Source organism: Leisingera daeponensis DSM 23529 (assembly GCF_000473145.1).
GTDB classification, from domain to species: Bacteria; Pseudomonadota; Alphaproteobacteria; order Rhodobacterales; family Rhodobacteraceae; genus Leisingera; species Leisingera daeponensis.
This window is the reverse complement of the sequence record NZ_KI421500.1, coordinates 2,323,320-2,339,708: the sequence shown is the minus strand read 5'-3', so window position 1 is coordinate 2,339,708 and position 16,389 is coordinate 2,323,320. Positions and strand designations below refer to the sequence as shown.

Here is a 16,389-nt window from a genome sequence, read left to right as displayed (position 1 = left end):
CATATGAAAACTGCAAAAATCCTTGGCCTGCTGGCCGCTGGTTCGCTGTTCCTGGCTGGCTGCGTGTCTCCTGAGGTCGTCACCACCAACAATATCGACGACGCTTCGCTGACCTGCGACGAGATCAAGACCCAGATGGGTCAGCTGGACGAGATCCGCGCCGAGGCCAAGAAAGGCAAGACCGCATCGGGCGCCAATGTGGCGGCGGCGATCCTCTTCTGGCCGGCGGTCATCGGCAATTACTCCAACGCAAACGAGGCCATGAACGCGGCAAACAAGCGCCATGAAGTTCTGGTCGCTCTGGCCAAGAAAAAGCGCTGCAAGTTCTGAGTTTATCAAGACCAGTGAACGATATGAAATGCAGGGGGCTTCCCCTGCATTTTTTGTTTCCGGCGGTTTCAAGCCCGGCCCGTATCGTGATCACTCCGGCGAAAAACCGCGGTGCCCTGTTTGCCGGGGGCCTGATTGCCGCATAAACCTGTGACCCAGAACAGGATTATTCCGGCAAAGGCCTCTCATTATGCCAAAGACATTTCCAACCCCGAAACTGGTGATCTTCGATTGCGACGGCGTGCTGGTCGACAGCGAGCCGGCCTCCAACCAGGCGCTGATCGAAAACTTGGCCAGGCACGGGCTGGAGCTGACCATGGAGCAATCGATGGCGCATTTCGTCGGCTGCACCATGGCCGGGGTGATGGAAAAGGCCCGCAGCCTGGGGGCCGCGCTGCCGGAGGACTGGACCCGCGCAGTCTACGCCGAGACCTATGCGCGGCTGAAGCAGGGGGTGCCGCTGACACCGGGCATTTCGCAGCTGCTGGCGCGGCTTGATGCCAGGGGCATTCCGGTTTGCGTCGCCTCCAACGGCAGCGAGGAGAAGATGCGCATCACCCTGGGGCAGCACGGCCTGTGGGACCGGTTCCATCCGCAAGCGATGTTCTCGGCACAGTCCCTGGGCGTGGCCAAGCCGGAGCCGGGGCTGTTCCTGGCGGCAGCCAGCCATTTCGCGGTGCAGGCGCGCGACTGCCTGGTGATCGAGGACAGCGGCAGCGGCGTCACCGCCGCGGTGCGGGCAGGCATGCGCTGCCTCGGTTATGCGCCGAAGGGCGGCGGACAAAAGCTTGCAGCACTGGGGGCGGAGGTGTTCCGCGATATGGCTGAGGTGCCCGCGCTTTTGTCGATCTAAGGCGGGTGTGCTATTGTTCCGGGCATGGAACAGACACTGCGTACGCCGTTCCTGCCGCCTGTAACCAAGGCCGAAGCCGGGACAAAACCCAAACCGAAATCCGCTCGATCACCGCTGTTCATCCAGGATGCGGTGACTCCATGGGCGGACGGCACCCTGCTGCTCGCCCTGTGGAGGATGCAGGAAGCGGAAAGTCAGGATGGCGCCGGCTCCTGACGGGATCCGTCCTTCATCTGGCTGAAAATATCCCGGGGGTGCGGGGGCTGGCCCCCGCCTGCGCCTTAACAGCTTACCCGTAGGTCGGGTGGAATTTCCCGGCCGGTGACAGGGTGAAAATCTCGGCCCCGTCAGCAGTTACCCCGATCGAATGCTCGAACTGCGCCGACAGCGACTTGTCGCGGGTGACGGCGGTCCACTCATCGGCCAGGATCTTGGTCTCCGGGCGGCCCAGGTTGATCATCGGCTCGATAGTGAAGAACATGCCTTCTTCCAGAACCGGGCCGGTGCCGGGACGGCCGTAGTGCAGGACGTTGGGCGGGGCGTGGAACACCTGGCCCAGCCCGTGGCCGCAGAAATCGCGCACCACGCTCATCCGCTGGCTTTCGGCATAGGTCTGGATTGCGTGGCCGATGTCGCCGAAGGTATTGCCGGGCTTCACCGCCTCGATCCCCATCATCAGGGAATCGTGGGTGACCTGAATCAGCCGCTCCGCCTTGCGGCTGAGCTTTCCTGCCACGAACATCCGCGAGGTATCGCCGAACCAGCCATCGACAATCACGGTCACGTCGATGTTCAGGATGTCGCCGTCTTTCAGCTTTTTGTCGCCGGGGATGCCGTGGCAGACCACGTGGTTCACCGAGATGCAGCTTGCGTGCTGATAGCCCTTGTAGCCGATGGTGGCGGAAGTGGCGCCCGCGTCCTCAACCATTTTGGTGATCAGCCGGTCAATCTCGCCAGTGGTCTGGCCCGGGAACACATGGGCTGCGATATCATCCAGAATGCGCGCAGCAAGCGCCCCCGCCTTGTGCATGCCCGCAAAATCGCCGGGCTCATGAATGCGGATGCCGTCCTTGGTCGTGCGGCCGTCTTTCGATCTCATCAGGCGGAGCTCCATCGGATGTCTTTGCGTAGCTATGTAAGGGGTTCCCGGGAAAAGGGCCAGAGGGGGCAAGGGCGGCATCCTGGAACTTTTTCCGTTGCGCCGCGTTACCGGTGGTGAGGGAATCTGCGGCAAAACGGAGAGAAACAGCGGTATGGAAAGCTTCAACGACCTGATGCAAACTGAAATTTACGGCGGAAAGTCACTCTCCGATCTGGTGACCCTGGAATTCCTGGCCGAGGTGATGGGCAGCGTTGTGGCCGCAGTGGTCATCCTGCTGGCGGGCTTTATCGTGGCAAGCTGGGTCAAGCGGCGGATCGTGACGCTGGGGGACACCCATGCCAGTCTCGACGTGACCCTGTTCCACTTTCTGGGTAATCTCGCCCGCTATGTTATCCTCGCCTTCGCGGTTCTGTTCGTGCTGAACACCTTCGGAGTCGAGACCACCTCGATCATCGCGGCCATCGGTGCTGCGGGCCTGGCCATCGGCCTGGCGATGCAGGGGGCGCTGTCCAATGTTGCGGCAGGGGTGATGATCATCCTGTTCCGCCCCTTCAAGCTGGGCGATTTCATTGAGGTCGATGGCGAGATGGGAACGGTGAAGGACATCAACCTGAACAATACCGTCATCGCGAGCCTTAGTAACCTGAAGGTCATCATCCCCAATTCCGAGGTCTGGGGCAACACCATCACCAATTACTCATCGTTCGACACCCGCCGGGCCGAGTGGACCTTTGGCGTCGGCTATGGCGCCAACCTGGCCGTGGCTGAGCGGGTGATCCGCGAAACCATCATGAGCGACAGCCGCTCGCACAGCGAACCGGAGCCGTTCATCCAGGTCAACGAGCTGAACAGCAGCTCGGTCGATTTCCTGGTGCGCGTCTGGGTCGATGCGGCGGAGTATTTCCAGTATCAGGCCGACATGAAGCGCAAGGTGAAAGAGGCGCTGGACGCGGCCGGGGTCGATATCCCCTTCCCGACCCACACTATCGTTCGGGCCGAACCGGACGCGCAGGAGGATGAGGCCAGCAAGGCCGCCTGAACCGGAGCGCCAGCGCCCCCGCCGTTACTCCCTGGCGGGGATGGGGGCGCCGGCCTCGACACCAGCCGGTGAGATCTTTGTGCCCATCACCAGCCGCTCCACCCCCGCGGCCTGGGCGCTGGAAAAGGCGTCTGCATAGGCCGGGTCGATATCCGCTGCCAGCTGGAAGCGGTCGCAATCGGTGCGCTGCACCAGATACAACATCACCGCCCGGTGGCCTTGCGCGGCCATGTTTGCAAGTTCCCCCAGATGCTTGGTGCCGCGCGCGGTGACGCTGTCGGGAAATTCCGCAAGGCCCGGCTGGCGCGAGAGCGTCACGCTTTTCACCTCGACATAGCAGTCGGGCAGGCCGTCCTGGCTCAGCAGAAAGTCGATCCGGCTGTTCGCCCCGTATTTCACCTCTGCCCGCACGGTTTTGTAGGCCGCAAGCTCCGCGACGTCCCCGTTTTCGAGCGCGGCACGCAGGGCGCGGTTCGGAACCGAGGTGTCGACGCCGGTGAAATGGCCGCCGTCATGCTCGACCAGCCGCCAGCCGTATTTCAGCTTTTTCTTCGGGTCGTCGTTGGGCTCCAGCCAGATCTTCATGCCGGGCTCCGCCAGCCCCATCATGCTGCCGGGGTTGGCGCAATGAGCCGTCACTTCCCGCCCGTCCTCCAGCCGGCAATCGGCGAGGAAGCGTTTGTAGCGGCGGATCAGCACGGCGGGGATCAGAGGGGTTTCAAAGCGCATGGCAACGGGCCTATACCTGCGGAGACGAGGTATCAAGGGAGGACAACCATGGCCAATCCGACGGCTGCCATGCTGGTGATCGGGGACGAGATTTTGTCGGGCCGCACCCGGGATGCCAACATGCATTACCTGGCCGGGGAGCTGGCCAAGCATGGCATCGACCTGAAGGAAGTCCGCATCGTCAGCGACGATGAGCAGGCGATCATCGCAGCGGTCAAGGCGCTGGCCGCGGCCTATGATCATGTCTTCACCAGCGGCGGTATCGGCCCGACCCATGATGACATCACCGCCGATTGCATCGCCAAGGCTTTTGACGCGCATCTGGGCGTGCGCGATGATGCCCGGGCAATCCTGCAGGCGCATTACGACACCCAGGGGATCGAGCTGAACGAGGCCCGGCTGCGCATGGCGCGGATCCCGGACGGTGCCGATCTGATCGACAATCCGGTCTCTGCGGCGCCGGGGTTCACCCTTGGCAACGTGCATGTGATGGCCGGGGTGCCGATGATCTTTCAGGCGATGGTGGCCAGCGTGATCCCAACGCTCACCGGCGGCCAGCCGATGCTGTCGCAGACCCTGCGGGTGATGCGCGGCGAGGGCGAGATTGCCGGTCCGCTGCGCCTGCTGGCTGAGGCTTATGCGGATTTGTCGGTCGGCTGCTACCCGTTTCAAAAAGACGGCGTTTTTGGGGCCAACGTGGTGATCCGCGGCACCGATGGCGCCCGGATCGACGCGGCGATGACCGAGCTGGCAAAGGAGCTGGAGCAGTGACCACCGACCCCCGGTATTACGCCGTGACAGAGGCGACCTGGCCGCCCGCCTCGCTGCGCACGCTTGGCCCCGTGACCCTGCGCGAGGGGCAGGGCGGCGGCAGCCGGGTGTCGGCGGCAACGGTGTCCGGCCCGGTGTCCGGCGCGCAGATCGCAGCGGCGGAAGAGGCGATGCGCGCCATGGGTCAGGACTGCCTGTTCATGATCCGGGACGGCGAGACGGAGCTGGACGCGCAGCTGGAGGCCCGTGGCTATGCGGTGAAGGATCCGGTCAACCTTTGGACCTGCCCGGCGGAACGGCTGACGGATATACCGGTGCCGCGTGTCACCGCCTTCTGCGTCTGGGAGCCGCTGGCGATCCAGCGCGAGATCTGGGAGCAGGCTGGCATCGGGCCCGAGCGTCTGGCGGTGATGCAGCGGGTGCGGGGGCCCAAGACAGGGCTGCTGGGACGCCACAGGGACAAGCCGGCCGGCGCGGGCTTTGTCGCCATCCATGACGGGGTGGCGATGGTTCATGCGCTGGAGATCCTGCCGCATCAGCGCCGGGCCGGCATGGGCGGCTGGATGATGCGCCAGGCCGCCTACTGGGCGCTGGAGCATGGCGCCAGCGAACTGGCGGTGCTCTGTACGAAACGTAACGAGGGCGCAAACGGGCTTTATGCTTCCCTCGGAATGGATTGCACCGGACAGTATCACTACCGGATTTTGAAGGAAGGCGATTGACCGCGATGACTGATCAGACCCAGCCCACAGCCCTTGACCTGCCGATGGCGGACCCGCTGCCGCCCGAGACGCAGAAGTATTTCGACATCTGCCAGGAAAAGCTGGGGATGGTGCCGAATGTGCTGAAAGCCAATGCGTTCGACATTAATAAGCTGAATGCCTTCACGGGGATGTACAACGATCTGATGCTGGCCGACAGCGGCCTCAGCAAGCTGGAGCGGGAGATGATCGCGGTCGTGGTCTCTTCGATCAACCGCTGCTTCTATTGCCTGGTGGCGCATGGCGCGGCAGTGCGGCAGCTGTCGGGCGATCCGCAGCTGGGCGAGATGCTGGTGATGAACTACCGGGTGGCCCCGCTGGATGCGCGGCAGCGGGCGATGCTGGATTTTGCCGCCAAGATGACAACGGCGAGTGCGGAAATCGAAGAGGCGGACCGCCAGGGCTTGCGTAAGGCGGGGTTCAGTGACCGCGACATCTGGGACATCGCCAATGTCACCGGCTTCTTCAACATGTCCAACCGGGTGGCCAGCGCAACCGCCATGGTGCCCAATCCGGAATACCACAGCCAGTGCCGCTAGGGCGGCTGCCGGCCCTTGCTGTCCTAGCCGCGGCGGCGCTGCTGGCCGGGCGGGCCGGGGCGGTGGAGATGGCCTTGCCGCCCGGCGCGGAAGCTGTGTCCGAACGGGACACTGCGCTGGGCGTCTACCAGCTGCCGGTCGGGCCGGAGGTTTCGGACAAGGTGCCTTCACAGCAGTTCGAGGGCCGGATTTCGCGCCGCACCTGGCGGGTGGAGGGCAGCAGCACGGTGCTGGAGATCCTGGCGCCGCTGCGCCAGCAGCTCATGGCGCAGGGCTATGAGGTGCTGCTTGATTGCGCGGCCCGCGATTGTGGCGGCTTCGGCTTCCGCTTCGGGACTGAGGTGGTACCGGCACCGGACATGATGGTGGATATCTCCCGCTATCACTTCCTGTCGGCGGCCAGGGACGGGCAGGCGGTCTCGATCCTGGTGTCGCGGGCGGGCGGCACGGCCTATGTGCAGATGATCACGGTGCAGCCGCCCGGCGCCGCGGTGCCGGTGGTGAAGCCCGCCGCAGAGGTGAAATCCCCGGAGCGCCCGGTGCGCCCGGTGGAGCTGGCCAAGGTGCTGGATGTCCGCGGCCATGCGGTGCTGGCCGATCTGGTGTTCGAGAGCGGCTCCACCCGGCTGCGCGAGGGCCGTTATGACAGCCTGGTGCAGCTGGCGGAATATCTGGCCGCAAACCCGGAATACAGGCTGCTGCTGGTGGGCCATACCGACACGGTCGGCTCGCAGGAGCAGAACGCCGGCATCTCAGAGCGCCGGGCGCAATCGGTGAAGGAGCGGCTGATTGAGGCTTACGGCGCGGAAGAGTCGCAGATCGGCGTGGCCGGTGCCGGTTTCCTGGCGCCGATTGCCAGCAACCTGACCCCGGAGGGCCGCGAGGCCAACAGGCGGGTGGAGGCGGTGCTGCTCGCTGACTGACTTTCTGCGGACGGGATCTGGCGAGGGGCTCCCGCCCCAGCAGGCGCCTTGGCGCAGCCAAGACGCCTTGGCATAACGGACGCGGGAGCATGGGATATGCTCTGGCGGCGGGCGAGAGGCGCTGGGAAGAGCGCAAATTCTCCGGCCGGCGCCGACATGCCTGCAGGCTCCTCCGGATGAGCGCTCTGGTGCGGGCGGGGAAAGCTGCTGCGGGTATGCGGGGCCCTTGGGAGATAGAAACGGCCGGAAAAAAAGCCCCCGCGCGGGCGCAGGGGCAGGTCTTCGAGGGAGGTCTTGGTCCGGTATTCCGTTGAACCGGTTCAGGTTTTCCATTCGGACGGGTCACGGTCGGCAAAGGCTGCGACCAGGAAATCGATGAACGCCCGCACCTTGGGCTGGGTGAACTTGCCCGGCGGGTAGACGGCGTAGATGCCCTGGGTCTCGACCGGCAGGCTGGGCATCACGTCCTCGACCAGCCCTTCCTCCATGGCTTCGGCGTAGAGGTAGCTGGGCAGGTAGGCGATGCCGAGGCCGGAAATGGCCGCGGTCAGCAGCGACTGGCCGTCATTCACTGACAGCCAGCCGGAGGTGCGCACCTGGCGCTTCTCCCCGGAGGGCGCGGTGATCTTCCAGACATTGCCGCTGGACTGGCTGGAGTAATGCAGCAGCTTGTGATTGTTCAGCTCGTCGATCTTCTGCGGGCGGCCGAATTTCTCCAGATAGGCGGGGGAGGCGATCATCCGCTTGGTGGTTTCGGTCAGCTTGCGGGCGCGCAGGGAGCTGTCCTCCAGCTCGCCGATCCGCACGGCCATGTCGAATCCTTCTGAAATCAGTTCAACATAGCGGTTGTTCAGCACCATGTTGACGGTGATGTCCGGGAAATCGCGCAGGAAGTCGGACAGGACCGGCGACAGATGATTGACGCCGAAATCGGTGGCGACGGAAATCCGCAGAAGGCCTGAGGGCGCCGATTGCATCGAGGTGACAAGCGCATCCGCTTCGCCTGCATCGTTCAGCACCCGGCGGGCGCGATCGTAGTAGGCAAGCCCGATCTCGGTCGGCGACACCCTTCGGGTGGTGCGGTTCAAAAGCCGCGCGCCCAGGCGGGCTTCCAGGCTGGAGACATGTTTGGAGACCGCCGACTTGGAAATCCCCATTTTGCGTGCCGCATCGGTGAAGCCGCCCTGGTCCACCACATTGGCAAAGGCCTCCATCTCGGTCAGTCGGTCCATGTTCACCCATCCTCGTTAAGCTGTGTTGCTGTCAGTGTTGCCGGGGAAATCGGGCAAGAACGGGGCGGGGGTGGGATAATTGCAGGGTTTTGCAGGGATCGTTTGCGCAGTGGAAACGGCACCTTACAGGACGGGCACTTGCCAGGCTTGGGTGCCAAGCGCTTACCGGCGGCTGCCGCTTTTTGTGCATTCGTTATGGGCGGCAGGATTGCCAGGGCCGGGCCAGCCGCTAGCTTTGTCTTGCTGGTTAAGCAATTTTCTGGAGGACCCGATATGAAACTGCTGATTGCGGCTGCCTTGTCTGCCTGCCTGGCGGCCCCGCTGTGGGCTGGCGGTGAGACGGCCTCGAACCCTGAGGCCAAGGTCTATTTCGCAAATGTCCAGGACGGGGACACGGTCACGTCTCCGGTAACGCTGGTTTTTGGCCTGTCGGGCATGGGGGTGGCGCCGTCGGGGATCGAGAAGGAGAACACCGGCCACCATCACCTGCTGATCGACCGCCCGCCGCTGGGCGAGGGGGAGGATGGTGCGGATGAGCTGGCCTTTGGACTGCCGTCGGATGACAACCACCTGCATTTTGGCGGCGGTCAGACCGAGGTGACACTGGAGCTGTCCCCGGGCCGTCACACGCTGCAATTGGTGCTGGGCGATGCAGGCCATGTCCCGCACTCAAGCCCGATTGTCTCTGAGCAGATCACTATCACGGTGGAGTGACGGTTCGGTCCGCGCCGAAGCATCCGGCTGATGGGGCGGGTTAGGCAGGTGGTCCTGAACAAGCAAAGGACATGCCATGCTGACCTGCATCATCCGTTACCGCATCGACCCCGCCAAGAAGGCGCAGTTTGAACAATACGCCCGTACCTGGGGGCAGGCGATTCCGCGCTGCGGGGTGGATCTGGTGGGGTATTACGCGCCGCATGAGGGGTCCTCGACGCTGGCCTACGGGATCTACAACGTGGAGAGCCTTGCGGAGTATGAGGCCTACCGCGCGCGGCTGGCGCAGGATCCGCTGGGGCGCGAAAACTACGAGTTTGCGCAGCGCGAGCGGTTCCTGCTGCGCGAAGACCGGACCTGGCTGAAGCTGGCCTCGGCGCCGCATGGGCAGGCCGGATGAGGGAGGCGCAGATGATTGCCGTGATTTTCGAGGTGGAGACCGCCGCAGGACAGAAAGAGGCCTATCTGGAAACAGCTTCGGAGCTGCGGCCCTTGCTGGAGCAGGTGGACGGGTTTTTGTCGGTGGAGCGATTCCAGAGCCTGAGCGCACCGGGCAAGCTCCTGTCGCTGTCTTTCTGGCGCGACGAGGCGGCAGTGCAGCGCTGGCGGCAGTTGGCGGAGCACCGGGCCGCGCAGGCCAAGGGGAGGGCCGGTGTCTTTGCGAACTACCGGCTGCGGGTGGCAGGTGTGATTCGGGACTACGGGATGACCGCGCGGAACGCGGCGCCTGCCGACAGCCGTGCCGTTCACGGCTGAGACCGCGGGCTGTGCGGGGAAAACCGCCCCGCGCCGCGGGCGCAGGGCGGAAACCGGTCAGGCTGCGGCGCGCGGGTGCGCGCCTTCCTCGATCTCCTCGGCGATTTTCGACACGAATGCCTTCAGATCCTCTGGCTGGCGGCTGGTCACGATGCCCTGATCCGTGACAACCTCGGCGTCTTTCCAGTTGGCGCCTGCATTGGCGATATCGGTCTTGATCGAGTGATAGGATGTCATGTCGCGGCCCTTGGCAATGCCGGCCTCCGCCAGCACCCAGGGTGCGTGGCACACTGCGGCGATCACCTTGCCGCTGTCATGGAAGGCCTTGACCAGATTGATGACATCCTCCTCGACCCGCAGCAGGTCGGGATTGATCTGGCCGCCGGGGATCACCAGCGCGTCATATCCATCGGCCTTCGCATCAGCGATTTTCAGATCGGCGTCGGCCTCGCGGCCCCAGTCGCTGCCTTCCCAGCCCTTGGCCGGCTTGCCGTCGAGGGTGGCGACATGGACCTCGGCGCCCTTTACCCGCAGCTGGTCGCGCGGGAATTCCAGTTCCGACTGCTCAAACCCATGGGTGGCAATGATCAGGATCTTTGCATCTGCGATTTTGGGCATTACGGGTTCCTTTCCTGTTCTGAAATGCCAAACCGTCCGGCCGGGCGGTGCTGCAGAACGAACGCGCCCCCGCCCGGAGGTGTTCCGGACGGGGGCGCAGGGACTGGAGGGGCGCGGCGTTTGGCCGCAGGTCAGAGGCCGGCTGCCAGACGGGTGCCCTGATTGATGGCGCGTTTGGCGTCCAGTTCCGCAGCGACGTCGGCACCGCCAATGACATGAGCGGTTAGGCCGCGTTCGGCCAGTTGATCTGCCAGTGACCGCTCAGACACCTGTCCCGCGCACAGGACGATGGTATCGGCCGGCACCAGCGTCGGGTTTTCCCGGGCCTCGCCGAAGCTCACGTGCAGGCCTTCTTCGTCGATCTTCTCGTAGTTCACGCCGCCCAGGAACTCGACGTCCTTCATCTTGAGCGTGGCGCGGTGGATCCAGCCGGTGGTCTTGCCAAGCCGTTTGCCGTGGCGTTCGGCCTTGCGCTGCAAAAGCGTCACCTGCCGGGCCGGGGCGGCGGGTTGCGGGCCCTCGGGGGCGAGGCCCGCGCGGTGCTCTGCCGGGTCGGCGACGCCCCATTCCTTCATCCAGGCGGGCAGATCGATGGCAGGGCTGTGGCCTTCTTCCAGCAGGAACTCGGAGACGTCAAAGCCGATGCCGCCAGCGCCGATCACCGCGACGCGCTGGCCGACCGGTTTCTTGTGGCGCAGCACGTCGATGTAGCTCAGCACATTGTCCCGGTCCTGACCGGGGATGGCCGGATCGCGCGGCAGAACGCCGGTGGCGATCACCACTTCGTCGAAACCGGTCAGATCATCCGCCGAAACTTCGCGGCCCAGTTCCAGCGTGATGCCGGCATCGGCCACCATTACACGGTACCAGTCCACCAGGCCCCAGAATTCCTCCTTGCCCGGCACCTGTTTGGCCATGTTGAGCTGGCCGCCGATCTCATCGGCGCGGTCGAACAGGGTGACCTTGTGGCCCCGCTGCGCCGCCGTCAGCGCGGTCGACAGGCCCGCAGGGCCGGCGCCGACGATGGCCACCGTCTTGGCGGCTGCCGCCGGTTCGATCACCAGCTCGGTCTCGTGGCAGGCGCGCGGGTTGACCAGGCAGGAGGTCAGCTTGCCGCTGAAAGTATGGTCGAGACAGGCCTGGTTGCAGGCGATACAGGGCGCGATCTGGTCCGCCTGGCCTGCTTCGGCCTTGGCGACAAAATCCGCATCCGCCAGCATCGGCCGTGCCATCGACACCATGTCGGCGCAGCCCTCCGCCAGCACTTGCTCCGCCACTTCGGGCGTGTTGATGCGGTTGGAAGTAATCACCGGGATGCCGACCTTGCCCATCAGCTTCTTGGTGACCCAGGCAAAGGCCGCGCGCGGAACGCTGGTGGCGATGGTCGGAATGCGCGCCTCATGCCAGCCGATGCCGGTGTTGAGGATGGTGGCGCCGGCCTTCTCGATTTCCTGCGCCAGCTGCACAACTTCCTCGTGGGTGGAGCCGTTGGGCACCAGGTCGATCATCGACAGGCGGTAGATGATGATGAATTCGCGGCCCACGGCCTCACGCGTGCGGCGCACGACCTCAATCGGCAACCGCATCCGGTTCTCATAGGAGCCGCCCCAGCGGTCGGTGCGCTTGTTGGTGTGGGTGACCAGGAACTGGTTGAGGAAGTATCCCTCGCTCCCCATGATCTCGACCCCGTCATAGCCGGCCTCCTGCGCCAGCCGCGCGGCGTTCACGATGTCGGCGATCTGCTTTTCGATGCCATCCTCGTCCAGCTCATGCGGCGGGAAGGGGGAGATCGGGGATTTCACGGGGCTGGGGGCGACGCATTTCGGGCCATAGGCATAGCGGCCTGCGTGCAGGATCTGCATGGCGATCCTGCCGCCTGCCTCATGCACCCGGTCCGTCACGACGCGGTGGTTTTCGACGTCCTTGGCCGATGTCATCATCGACGCGCCGGGCAGCACCGAGCCTTCCAGATTCGGGCCGATTCCGCCCGTCACCATCAGCGCGACGCCGCCGCGGGCACGGGCGGCATAGAACTCGGCCACCCGGTTCCAGTCGCCGGTCTCCTCCAGCCCGGTGTGCATGGAGCCCATCAGCACCCGGTTCTTCAGCGTGGTAAAGCCCAGATCCAGCGGGGCAAGCAGATTGGGGTACGCAGTCATCTTGAAACTCTCCCTGGCAGTTCCTTACAGGATCGGGCGCGCAGGCCGCCTTGTCACGGGCAAACGCCGCGTCACCCTCTTGCGTGCCCCGGCGGCAAGCGGTCTAAGGTTCTGGAAAAGCATTTCGAGGAGAGCCGGATGACACCGGAAGACATTGCCAAGCTGCCTTACCGCCCCAACGTGGGCGTGATGCTGATTAACGCCGAGGGCGCGGTGTTCGTCGGCCAGCGCAAGGACCGGTACAAGGACGCCTGGCAGATGCCGCAGGGCGGGATCGACAAGGGCGAGGACCCGCGGATCGCGGCGCTGCGCGAACTGGAGGAAGAAACCGGCGTGGGGCCGGAACTGGTGGAGATCATCGCAGAGAGCAATGGCTGGCTGCTTTATGACCTGCCGCATGACGTGGTGCCCGGCTTCTGGGGCGGCAAATACCGCGGGCAGGAGCAGAAGTGGTATCTGATGCGGTTCCTGGGGACAGATGACCAAGTGAACATCGAGACCGATCACCCGGAATTCTCCGCCTGGTGCTGGCAGCCGGTGGAAACCCTGGTGGAGAAGATCGTGCCCTTCAAGCGCGAGGTCTATGCGCGGGTGGTGGCAGAGTTCCGGGAGTATTTGTGAGATGCGTTTGCCGCGGTTTCTTTCCGGGGGTTTCGCCCGGCCGGCAGGCCGGGCAGCGCCTGACCTTGAAAAGGCGCTTGGCGCCTCCCCAAGGTCAGGCGTTGCCCTAAGCGTATTCGCCGCAGCGTTGTTGCCGGTAGTTTCTGTATCTCCCGCGGCGGCCCTCAGCTGCCTGCCTTGGGGCCCTGCGGACGCCTATTTGCACGCTGCTGCATCAGAGAGCGCCTATAACCTCGTCGCGGGGGAACTGCGGTTCGACGAAAGCCTGCTGCCGCAATCGCATGCGGACAATCCCAATGACACCCCGCCGCTGACCCAAATCCCGGCGCAGCTTTCCGGCAAGATGCTGGAGGGCAAATATTTCTCGGGGCGGGTCAATGTGCCAGCGGTGCTGGAGGTGGAATGCCTTGGCCCCTGGTGCGGCGGTATGAAGTCCGGTGCGGATTATGTGTTCTTTGCGGAGCAGCGGGGGCAGGATCTGGTGATCCGGGCGGGTGCCTGCGGCGGTTTCGCCTTTGACGATACGCCGGAAGTGCGGCGGCAGGTGCTGGACTGCCACCGCGGCGCAGCGTGTGAGCCGGCGATGCCGCGGTGACAGGCGTCAATCGGCCGGGGCTGCCGCACGGTTCGCGCGCAGCCGCAGACGGGATTGGCCAAGCCAAAGGCTGAAGAGGGCCAGCAGGGCCCCCAGCATCTGGTTGGGCGTCAGCGTTTCGCCCAGCAGCAGCCAGCCCAGGATCACTGCCGAAAGCGGGCTGAGCACGCCCAGCAGCGAAACCTGCGAGGGGTCGATACGGGCGAGACCCCGGAACCACAGGATATAGGTCAGCGCACCGCCGATCAGGCTCATATATGCCAGGCCCAGGATGTTGGCGGCGGTGAAGACGGGCAGCTCCGGCACCGCCCACAGCGCAACCGGGACCAGCAGCAGCCCGCCCGCGGTCAGCTGCCAGGCGGTGAAGGTGAGGGGCGGCACCGGCGGCTGCCATTTGCGCGTCAGCACCACGCCAGCCGCCATCGACACCGCCCCGCCAAGGCCCGCCAGCACGCCCAGCGTGTCAAGCTTGGCGGCGGGGGTCAGCACCAGAAGGGCAACGCCCGCGATGCTCAGCAGCGCGGCAGCGACGGCGGCGGCGCGGATCTGCGTCCCGAGCAGCGCGGCTGACAGAAACACCACGATCAGCGGCTGCACCGCGCCCAGGGTGGCGGCGACCCCGCCCGGCAGGCGGTAGGCGGAGACGAACAGAAGCACCCAGAACAGCGAGAAGTTTAGCGCGCCCAGCACCATAAGCCGCGGCAGCCAGTTGAGCGGCGGCAGCTGGCGCACCAGAAGCAACAGCAGCAAACCCGCAGGCAGTGCCCGCAGCAAGGCCACCACCAGCGGCGAGTGGCCGGGCAGCAGGGTTGTCGTCACAATATAGCTGCTGCCCCAGATGGCAGGGGCCAGCGCTGTCAGCAAAAGGGTCCGGGTGGGCATGTGTTTCTCCTTATCTTGATGTCGAGATAGTGGATTTTATCTTGACGTCAAGATGCAAGGGCTTAAACCGGTTGCCATGGATCATGTGGATTTTATTACCCAGCAATGGGGGAAAGAGCGGCCGGACCTGGATGTCACGGCCATGGGGGTGATCGGCCGGGTAGCGCGGCTGTACCTGGCCTATCAGCGCGAGATGCATAAGACCTTTGCGGAATTCGGGCTGAATGCGGCCAAGTTCGACGTGCTGGCCACTTTGCGCCGGTCCGGCGCGCCCTACACGCTGTCGCCGGGCGAGCTGCTGAAGGCTGCCATGGTGGCCTCCGGCACCATGACCAACCGGATCGACCGGCTGGAGGCGGACGGGCTGGTCAAGCGGGAGGTGAACCCGCAGGACAGCCGCAGTTTCCTGGTCGGGCTGACAGAGGAAGGGTTTGCCCTGATCGACCGGGCGGTGACGGCGCATGTGCAGACACAGACCCGGCTGCTGGCAGGGCTCAGCGCGGCGGAGGCCGAGGCCTTGACCGGGCTGCTGAGCAAGGCCCAGGCGGCAGCTGAACAATCTGAAACGGATCACCCGGGCTGAGCCTGTAATCCTGCGCGGGCTGTTGCCCTTACGTCCTGCGGACGGCAGGCGGGGCGTGGCGCGGAGCGGCAAAGCTGCTCCGCGCCACGCCCAACGGGAGGAATTGAACCATCAGGTGCGGTTTCGACGGGCGGGAGTGCCGCGCCGCACTTAGACCAGGCCGGCCTCTTCCAGCAGGTGCAGCACGTGGGTTTCCGGGCGCGGGCCGATGTGGCGGATCACCTCGCCGGCGCAGATGCAGCCCATCCGGGCGCAGATTTCCATACTGCGGCCGGTGGCCATGCCGAACAGGAAGCCGGCAGCAAACTGGTCGCCGGCACCGGTGGCATCCACCGGCACAATCGTTTCGACCGGCACGTCGATCCGCTCACCGTTGTTCAGCACCGTTACCCCGTCGCCCGAGCGGGTGCAGACCACCAGCGGGCAGATCGCAGCGGTCCTGGCAATTGCGTCTTCCAGGTCGGTGGTTTCGAACAGGGCGCAGATTTCGTCCTGGTTGCCGATCACGAAATCCAGCTCGTTGCCGATCAGATTGAGGAAATCGGCCCGGTGGCGTTCGACGCAGAACGGATCGGAGATAGAGATGCCAACCTTGCCGCCGCCCTCGCGGCAGTCACGGGCGGCCTCCAGAAAGGCGGTCTTGCCCTTGTCCTTGTCAAACAGGTAGCCCTCCAGGAACATGATCTGCGCGTTGCCGGCCACCTCTTGCGGCACGTCCGCCGAACTCAGCTCGGACGAGATGCCGAGGTAGGTGTTCATCGACCGCTCCCCGTCGGGCGAGACAAAGATCATCGACCGCGAGGTCGGCAGCTCGCCGTCGGCAACCGGCGGGTTCACGAAAGCCACGCCTTCGTTGTTCATCGCATCGGCGTAGAATTTACCCAGCGCATCGTCGCGGACCCGGCCGATGAACGCGGCCTCCAGCCCCAGCGCGCCGGCGCCCGCGATGGTGTTGGCCACTGAGCCGCCGGGGGTCAGCACCCGGTTGCCCATCGCCGCATAAAGATCCTCGCAGCGGTCGCGTTCGATCAGCTGCATGATGCCTTTTTCGATGCCCTGCTCGGCCAGGAAACTGTCCTCGCACTGCGCAATCACGTCGACCACAGCGTTGCCGATACCGACGAGATGATAGGTTTTTGTCATAAACTGCCCTCCTCGGGGATGTTCGTGCCGGGTCCGGGA

21 protein-coding genes are annotated in these 16,389 nt (G+C 64.8%); 14 read left to right on the top strand and 7 right to left on the bottom strand.

Going from position 1 to position 16,389, the window contains the following annotated elements:
* The first annotated feature begins 3 nt into the window (after positions 1–3).
* The 3 genes from DAEP_RS0111875 to DAEP_RS23600 all read left to right on the top strand — a co-directional run bounded on the left by DAEP_RS0111875 (position 4) and on the right by DAEP_RS23600 (position 1,399).
* Positions 4–330: a YgdI/YgdR family lipoprotein gene (locus tag DAEP_RS0111875; RefSeq protein ID WP_008557633.1), complete on the top strand. Its 327-nt coding sequence runs from the start codon at positions 4–6 to the stop codon at positions 328–330.
* A 190-nt stretch (positions 331–520) separates the two neighbouring features.
* A complete protein-coding gene (locus DAEP_RS0111865; protein ID WP_027244815.1) occupies positions 521–1,183 on the top strand; it encodes an HAD family hydrolase in 663 nt (220 codons plus the stop codon).
* 24 nt (positions 1,184–1,207) lie between these two features.
* Positions 1,208–1,399, top strand: a complete 192-nt coding sequence (locus DAEP_RS23600; RefSeq protein WP_008554259.1) for a hypothetical protein — start codon at positions 1,208–1,210, stop codon at positions 1,397–1,399.
* A 73-nt stretch (positions 1,400–1,472) separates the two neighbouring features.
* Here the strand turns inward: DAEP_RS23600 and map are convergent, their stop codons facing one another.
* Entirely contained in the window at positions 1,473–2,282 is an 810-nt protein-coding gene (gene map / locus DAEP_RS0111860; protein ID WP_008557078.1) for a type I methionyl aminopeptidase, read from the bottom strand.
* Between the two features lie 154 nt (positions 2,283–2,436).
* Between map and DAEP_RS0111855 the strand changes: the two genes are divergently transcribed.
* Positions 2,437–3,324 carry a mechanosensitive ion channel family protein gene (locus tag DAEP_RS0111855; protein WP_027244814.1) on the top strand — a complete coding sequence of 296 codons (888 nt, stop codon included), beginning with the start codon at positions 2,437–2,439 and terminating at the stop codon, positions 3,322–3,324.
* Positions 3,325–3,348: 24 nt separating this feature from the next.
* On the opposite strand, the gene sfsA is transcribed toward DAEP_RS0111855, so the two are convergent.
* Positions 3,349–4,053 (bottom strand): DNA/RNA nuclease SfsA, encoded by a 705-nt coding sequence (gene sfsA, locus DAEP_RS0111850; RefSeq protein ID WP_027244813.1) that lies wholly within the window; start codon positions 4,051–4,053, stop codon positions 3,349–3,351.
* Positions 4,054–4,101: 48 nt separating this feature from the next.
* On the opposite strand from sfsA, the gene DAEP_RS0111845 reads away from it, so the two are divergent.
* From DAEP_RS0111845 to DAEP_RS0111830, 4 genes are read left to right on the top strand one after another with little or no spacing between them, the layout of a single operon-like run.
* Positions 4,102–4,824: a competence/damage-inducible protein A gene (locus tag DAEP_RS0111845; RefSeq protein ID WP_027244812.1), complete on the top strand. Its 723-nt coding sequence runs from the start codon at positions 4,102–4,104 to the stop codon at positions 4,822–4,824.
* On the top strand, positions 4,821–5,546 hold the full coding sequence (locus DAEP_RS0111840) for a GNAT family N-acetyltransferase (RefSeq protein ID WP_027244811.1): 726 nt from the start codon (positions 4,821–4,823) through the stop codon (positions 5,544–5,546). Before DAEP_RS0111845 ends, DAEP_RS0111840 begins: the two co-directional genes overlap by 4 nt.
* A 5-nt stretch (positions 5,547–5,551) precedes the next feature.
* Positions 5,552–6,124, top strand: a complete 573-nt coding sequence (locus tag DAEP_RS0111835; protein ID WP_027244810.1) for a peroxidase-related enzyme — start codon at positions 5,552–5,554, stop codon at positions 6,122–6,124.
* On the top strand, positions 6,115–7,047 hold the full coding sequence (locus DAEP_RS0111830; RefSeq protein WP_027244809.1) for an OmpA family protein: 933 nt from the start codon (positions 6,115–6,117) through the stop codon (positions 7,045–7,047). Before DAEP_RS0111835 ends, DAEP_RS0111830 begins: the two co-directional genes overlap by 10 nt.
* Positions 7,048–7,367: 320 nt before the next feature.
* Here the strand turns inward: DAEP_RS0111830 and DAEP_RS0111825 are convergent, their stop codons facing one another.
* Positions 7,368–8,279: a LysR family transcriptional regulator gene (locus tag DAEP_RS0111825; protein WP_027244808.1), complete on the bottom strand. Its 912-nt coding sequence runs from the start codon at positions 8,277–8,279 to the stop codon at positions 7,368–7,370.
* Between the two features lie 273 nt (positions 8,280–8,552).
* Here DAEP_RS0111825 and DAEP_RS0111820 point away from each other — a divergent pair, with 273 nt between their 5' ends.
* From DAEP_RS0111820 to DAEP_RS0111810, 3 genes are all read left to right on the top strand, one after another.
* Positions 8,553–8,993 carry a DUF4399 domain-containing protein gene (locus tag DAEP_RS0111820; protein WP_027244807.1) on the top strand — a complete coding sequence of 147 codons (441 nt, stop codon included), beginning with the start codon at positions 8,553–8,555 and terminating at the stop codon, positions 8,991–8,993.
* A gap of 76 nt (positions 8,994–9,069) precedes the next feature.
* Entirely contained in the window at positions 9,070–9,393 is a 324-nt protein-coding gene (locus DAEP_RS0111815; protein ID WP_027244806.1) for an NIPSNAP family protein, read from the top strand.
* Positions 9,394–9,404: 11 nt separating this feature from the next.
* Positions 9,405–9,749: an antibiotic biosynthesis monooxygenase family protein gene (locus tag DAEP_RS0111810; RefSeq protein ID WP_027244805.1), complete on the top strand. Its 345-nt coding sequence runs from the start codon at positions 9,405–9,407 to the stop codon at positions 9,747–9,749.
* Between the two features lie 57 nt (positions 9,750–9,806).
* Here DAEP_RS0111810 and DAEP_RS0111805 read toward each other — a convergent pair whose 3' ends face one another.
* Positions 9,807–10,367 carry a type 1 glutamine amidotransferase domain-containing protein gene (locus tag DAEP_RS0111805; protein WP_027244804.1) on the bottom strand — a complete coding sequence of 187 codons (561 nt, stop codon included), beginning with the start codon at positions 10,365–10,367 and terminating at the stop codon, positions 9,807–9,809.
* A 131-nt stretch (positions 10,368–10,498) separates the two neighbouring features.
* Entirely contained in the window at positions 10,499–12,526 is a 2,028-nt protein-coding gene (locus DAEP_RS0111800) for an NADPH-dependent 2,4-dienoyl-CoA reductase (protein ID WP_027244803.1), read from the bottom strand.
* A 138-nt stretch (positions 12,527–12,664) separates the two neighbouring features.
* Here DAEP_RS0111800 and DAEP_RS0111795 point away from each other — a divergent pair, with 138 nt between their 5' ends.
* A complete protein-coding gene (locus tag DAEP_RS0111795; protein WP_027244802.1) occupies positions 12,665–13,147 on the top strand; it encodes an RNA pyrophosphohydrolase in 483 nt (160 codons plus the stop codon).
* A gap of 199 nt (positions 13,148–13,346) precedes the next feature.
* Positions 13,347–13,742: a hypothetical protein gene (locus DAEP_RS22655; protein WP_036760630.1), complete on the top strand. Its 396-nt coding sequence runs from the start codon at positions 13,347–13,349 to the stop codon at positions 13,740–13,742.
* A gap of 6 nt (positions 13,743–13,748) precedes the next feature.
* Here the strand turns inward: DAEP_RS22655 and DAEP_RS0111785 are convergent, their stop codons facing one another.
* A complete protein-coding gene (locus tag DAEP_RS0111785) occupies positions 13,749–14,624 on the bottom strand; it encodes an EamA family transporter (protein WP_027244801.1) in 876 nt (291 codons plus the stop codon).
* Positions 14,625–14,700: 76 nt separating this feature from the next.
* Between DAEP_RS0111785 and DAEP_RS0111780 the strand changes: the two genes are divergently transcribed.
* On the top strand, positions 14,701–15,207 hold the full coding sequence (locus tag DAEP_RS0111780; RefSeq protein WP_027244800.1) for a MarR family winged helix-turn-helix transcriptional regulator: 507 nt from the start codon (positions 14,701–14,703) through the stop codon (positions 15,205–15,207).
* 150 nt (positions 15,208–15,357) lie between these two features.
* Here DAEP_RS0111780 and DAEP_RS0111775 read toward each other — a convergent pair whose 3' ends face one another.
* Positions 15,358–16,350 carry an adenosine kinase gene (locus DAEP_RS0111775; RefSeq protein ID WP_027244799.1) on the bottom strand — a complete coding sequence of 331 codons (993 nt, stop codon included), beginning with the start codon at positions 16,348–16,350 and terminating at the stop codon, positions 15,358–15,360.
* Between the last annotated feature and the right edge of the window lie 39 nt (positions 16,351–16,389).

Coding starts and splice junctions, on each gene's coding strand:
- DAEP_RS0111775 (WP_027244799.1), bottom strand. CDS start 16,350: ATGACAAAAACCTATCATCTCGTCGGTATCGGCAACGCTGTGGTCGAC.
- DAEP_RS0111825 (WP_027244808.1), bottom strand. CDS start 8,279: ATGGACCGACTGACCGAGATGGAGGCCTTTGCCAATGTGGTGGACCAG.
- map (WP_008557078.1), bottom strand. CDS start 2,282: ATGAGATCGAAAGACGGCCGCACGACCAAGGACGGCATCCGCATTCAT.
- DAEP_RS0111855 (WP_027244814.1), top strand. CDS start 2,437: ATGGAAAGCTTCAACGACCTGATGCAAACTGAAATTTACGGCGGAAAG.
- DAEP_RS0111780 (WP_027244800.1), top strand. CDS start 14,701: ATGGATCATGTGGATTTTATTACCCAGCAATGGGGGAAAGAGCGGCCG.
- DAEP_RS0111875 (WP_008557633.1), top strand. CDS start 4: ATGAAAACTGCAAAAATCCTTGGCCTGCTGGCCGCTGGTTCGCTGTTC.
- DAEP_RS0111785 (WP_027244801.1), bottom strand. CDS start 14,624: ATGCCCACCCGGACCCTTTTGCTGACAGCGCTGGCCCCTGCCATCTGG.
- DAEP_RS0111810 (WP_027244805.1), top strand. CDS start 9,405: ATGATTGCCGTGATTTTCGAGGTGGAGACCGCCGCAGGACAGAAAGAG.
- DAEP_RS0111845 (WP_027244812.1), top strand. CDS start 4,102: ATGGCCAATCCGACGGCTGCCATGCTGGTGATCGGGGACGAGATTTTG.
- DAEP_RS0111805 (WP_027244804.1), bottom strand. CDS start 10,367: ATGCCCAAAATCGCAGATGCAAAGATCCTGATCATTGCCACCCATGGG.
- DAEP_RS0111800 (WP_027244803.1), bottom strand. CDS start 12,526: ATGACTGCGTACCCCAATCTGCTTGCCCCGCTGGATCTGGGCTTTACC.
- DAEP_RS23600 (WP_008554259.1), top strand. CDS start 1,208: ATGGAACAGACACTGCGTACGCCGTTCCTGCCGCCTGTAACCAAGGCC.
- DAEP_RS0111835 (WP_027244810.1), top strand. CDS start 5,552: ATGACTGATCAGACCCAGCCCACAGCCCTTGACCTGCCGATGGCGGAC.
- DAEP_RS0111820 (WP_027244807.1), top strand. CDS start 8,553: ATGAAACTGCTGATTGCGGCTGCCTTGTCTGCCTGCCTGGCGGCCCCG.
- sfsA (WP_027244813.1), bottom strand. CDS start 4,053: ATGCGCTTTGAAACCCCTCTGATCCCCGCCGTGCTGATCCGCCGCTAC.
- DAEP_RS0111795 (WP_027244802.1), top strand. CDS start 12,665: ATGACACCGGAAGACATTGCCAAGCTGCCTTACCGCCCCAACGTGGGC.
- DAEP_RS0111865 (WP_027244815.1), top strand. CDS start 521: ATGCCAAAGACATTTCCAACCCCGAAACTGGTGATCTTCGATTGCGAC.
- DAEP_RS0111815 (WP_027244806.1), top strand. CDS start 9,070: ATGCTGACCTGCATCATCCGTTACCGCATCGACCCCGCCAAGAAGGCG.